This window comes from Aeromonas sp. QDB68 (assembly GCF_027707405.1).
Classification (GTDB): domain Bacteria; phylum Pseudomonadota; class Gammaproteobacteria; order Enterobacterales; family Aeromonadaceae; genus Aeromonas; species Aeromonas caviae.
The window spans coordinates 1-4070 of sequence record NZ_JAPCIQ010000169.1; the positions used below are offsets into that span (position 1 = coordinate 1).

Below are 4070 nucleotides of genomic sequence, written 5' to 3' on the forward strand. Positions count from 1 at the left end.
AACCCTTTTTCATGGCTCCAGATGACAAACATGATCTCATATCAGGGACTTGTTCGCACCTTCCCTAGATCTGTACACTTTTTTGAAACATAGTTATCTCCTTTGTCGGACTGGGCCCTCCTTTGTCGGACTGGGCCCTCCTTGGCGAGGGCCTCCTCTTATCGGCGCTTTCCCCGAAAGCTGAACCGCTCTCCCCGGATTCGCCCATGAGTCGGCGGCAGATAAGGGGTATGATCCGCCCCCTAGCGCCATGCCATTGACGGAGGAGAGCCATGCTCGAAAATCAGATGATGTTGTTGGCGGTGTTTGAACGGGCGGCGCTGATGCTGATGACGCTCTTTCTTCTCACCCGCACCCGGCCGTTTCAGCGATTGTTCCAGAAGCGTGACCACACCCCGGCCGAGCTGGTGCTGGTGGCGGCCATCTTCTGTCTGTTCGCGGTGTTCAGCACCTACACCGGCATTCCGGTGGAGGGGGCCCTCATCAATGTGCGGATCATCGCCATCATCTCCGGCGGCATCCTGTTCGGCCCCTGGGTCGGCATTCCGGCCGGGGTCATCTCGGGGCTGCACCGTTATCTCATCGACATGGATGGCCACACCTCCATTCCCTGTCTCATCGCCAGCATCATCGCCGGCCTGCTGGCCACCTGGCTGCACCTGCGCTGTCGCAAGTCGCGGCTCTGGCTCTATGGCATCCTGGCGGGGATGGCCTGCGAGGGGCTGACCATGCTGCTTATCTGGCAACTGACCGAGCCCCATGCGGTAGGTGTGGAGATTGTCAGTCATATTGCCTACCCGATGATCGCCGGTGCGCTCTGTATCGGGCTCATCATCAAGCTGGTGCAGGACCTGGACGACGAGAAGGAGCTGATTGCCGCCAAGCAGGCCAAGCTGGCGCTCGACATCGCCAACAAGACGTTGCCGTTTTTCCAGAACATCGATCGCCACTCCCTGAGCCAGGTGTGCGGCATCATTCGCAGCGAGATCAGCGCCGATGCGGTGGCCATCACCGATACCCGCGACGTGCTGGCCTATGTGGGGGTGGGCAAGGATTACTACGAGCTGGACGAGCACCACGCCATCAGCGACATGACCCACAGAGCGGTGCTGCTGGACCAGATCATCATCAACAACGATCTGCGCCAGTATCACCTCTCCGATTTCCACTCGGTCATCATTATTCCGCTGCGGGAAAACGGCGCCGTCAGCGGCACCCTCAAGATCTACTATCGCCGCACCCACAGCATCACCAGCTCCCTCAAGGAGATGGCGGTGGGTCTCTCCCAGCTCATCTCCACCCAGATGGAGGTGTCGCGCATCGAGCAGCTCAAGGAGATGACCCGCAAGGCGGAGTTCACCGCGCTGCAGAGCAAGATCAACCCCCACTTCCTGTTCAACGCCCTCAATGCCATCTCGTCGCTGATCCGCATCCGTCCCCAGCAGGCACGCCAGCTGATCGCGAACCTCGCGGATTACCTGCGCTACAACCTCAACAAGGGGGACACCCTCATCGACATCCAGGAGGAGCTGCAGCAGGTGCGCGACTACGTGGCCATCGAGCAGGCCCGCTTCGGCGACAAGCTGGAGGTGGTGTTCGAGGTGGACGACGTGCATATCCAGGTGCCGAGCCTGCTGTTGCAGCCGTTGGTGGAAAACGCCATCCTGCACGGCATCCAGCCCCGCAGTGCGCCGGGTCGGGTCACCATCGAGGTGAAGCAGCTGGCGGGCGGCATCCGGGTCGCGGTGCGCGACACCGGCTACGGCATCAGCCAGGCGGTGATCGACGGGGTCGCCGCCGGTCGGGTGGAAAGCCGCAGCATCGGTCTGATGAACGTGCATCAGCGGGTCAAGCTGCTCTATGGCGACGGCCTGCACCTCAAGCGGCTGGAGCCGGGGACCGAAGTCTGTTTCTATCTGCCTGATCAGGAGGCAATGCCATGCTGAAAGCCATCATAGTGGAAGACGAATACCTTGCCCGCGAGGAGCTGGCCTTTCTGGTGGGGCAGCACAGCAACATCGAGATAGTGGCGAGCTTCGAGGACGGGCTGGAGGCGTTCAAGTATCTGCAGGATCACGAGGTGGACGTGGTGTTTCTGGATATCCAGATCCCCGCCATCGACGGCCTGCTGCTGGCCAAGAACCTGCACAAGTCCAGCCATCCGCCCCACATCGTCTTCGTCACCGCCTACAAGGAGTTTGCGGTGGAGGCGTTCGAGCTGGAGGCATTCGACTACATCCTCAAGCCCTACAACGAGCCGCGCCTCATCAATCTGCTGCAAAAGCTCGAACTGGCGGGCAAGTCCCAGCCCCAGGGTGCGGAGTCCGGGACGCCACAGAACCGCACCGTCAATCTGGTGAAGGGGGAGCGCATCATCGTCACCCCCTGCGAGCAGATCTACTACGCGGAAGCCGACGAGAAGCTGACCCATGTCTACACCCGTACCGATCGCTACGTGATGACCATGACCCTCAGCGAGTTTGTCAGCCGGCTGCCGGCCGAGGGGTTCTTTCGTTGCCACCGCTCCTACTGCGTCAACATCAACAAGATCCGCGAGATAGTGCCCTGGTTCAACAGCACCTATCTCATCCGGCTCCATGACCTGCCGTTCGAGGTGCCGGTCAGCCGCAGCAACATCAAGGCGTTCCGTCAGCTGATGCGGCTCTGATTGTCATTCATTCCCGCCGATCTGCATTTCATGCCTTAATCGGTCGGCGGGAGTGGCGTCTTGCCTATAGTGGCCCCAATTTCCTTAAGGCCATTCCTCGAGACGCATCATGACCATCGATCTGAATCGCACCCGCTACCTCACCCTGTTGGGGACCATCATCACCCAGTTCGCGCTGGGATCCGTGTACACCTGGAGCCTGTTCAACGCCCAGCTTTCCGACAAGCTGGACGAGCCGGTGAGCCAGGTCGCCTTCGCCTTCGGCCTGCTCAGCCTCTCCCTGGCGGTGGCCTCCTCCCTGGCAGGCAAGCTGCAGGAGCGGTTCGGGGTGCGCAACGTCACCCTGGGCGCCGGCGTGCTGCTCGGCATCGGCTTCTTCCTCACCGCTCATGCCAGCAACCTGGCGATGCTCTACCTCTGCGCCGGCATCCTGGTCGGTTTTGCAGACGGTACCGGTTACCTGATGACCCTCTCCAACTGCGTGAAGTGGTTCCCGGAGCGCAAGGGGCTCATCTCCGCCTGCTCCATCGGTGCCTACGGTCTCGGCAGCTTGGGCTTCAAGTACATCAACCTGCTGCTGCTTTCGAGCAACGGCCTTGAGACCACCTTCCAGCTGTGGGGGCTGATCGCCATGTCCATGGTGCTGGTGGGTGGCATGCTGATGAAGGATGCGCCCAAGCAGGCCGCCGCCGTGCAGCAGAGCGAGAGCCGCGACTTCACCCTGGCCGAGGCGATGCGCAAGCCCCAGTACTGGATGCTGGCGCTGATGTTCCTCACCGCCTGCATGAGCGGTCTCTACGTCATCGGCGTGGCCAAGGACATCGGCGAGAAGATGGTGGGCCTGCCGGCCGTGGTCGCCGTCAACGCCGTCGCCATCATCGCCATGGCCAACCTGGGCGGCCGGCTGGTGCTGGGCATCCTCTCCGACAAGATGTCCCGTATCCGGGTCATCACCATCGCCCAGTTGATTACCCTGGCGGGTATGGCGCTGCTGCTGTTCGCGCCGCTCAATGCCAACTTGTTCTTCGTGGCAGTGGCCTGTGTAGCGTTCAGCTTCGGCGGTACCATCACCGTCTACCCCTCGCTGGTGAGCGACTTCTTCGGCCTCAACAACCTGACCAAGAACTACGGCGTCATCTATCTGGGCTTTGGTCTGGGCAGCATCATCGGCTCCATCGTGGCCTCCCTGTTCGGCGGCTTCATGGCGACCTTCAACCTGATCCTGGTGTTGCTGGTGGTGGCCCTGGTGCTCTCTCTCACCATCCGCCTGCCGGCTCCCGTTGCGGCTGTCGACAGGGCCTGACCCCTCTCGCTTCTCAAGTCATAAAAAAATCTATGGTCACCCCCTTTTTTGCAACCTTGATTTCGGGTGTTGTGGTTGGCTTGCTTAAATCTATCCGGC

At 61.1% G+C, this 4070-nt stretch carries 3 protein-coding genes; all 3 read left to right on the plus strand.

Going from position 1 to position 4070, the window contains the following annotated elements:
* Nucleotides 1–272 precede the first annotated feature (272 nt).
* Complete coding sequence (locus PG892_RS21780) at nt 273–1946, plus strand: sensor histidine kinase (protein WP_039040684.1); 1674 nt, start codon at nt 273–275, stop codon at nt 1944–1946.
* Nucleotides 1940–2668, plus strand: coding sequence for a LytR/AlgR family response regulator transcription factor (locus PG892_RS21785; RefSeq protein ID WP_039040685.1), 729 nt, complete (start codon nt 1940–1942; stop codon nt 2666–2668). Before PG892_RS21780 ends, PG892_RS21785 begins: the two co-directional genes overlap by 7 nt.
* 109 nt (nt 2669–2777) lie before the next feature.
* Nucleotides 2778–3971 carry an L-lactate MFS transporter gene (locus PG892_RS21790; protein WP_270825857.1) on the plus strand — a complete coding sequence of 398 codons (1194 nt, stop codon included), beginning with the start codon at nt 2778–2780 and terminating at the stop codon, nt 3969–3971.
* Nucleotides 3972–4070: the final 99 nt, after the last annotated feature.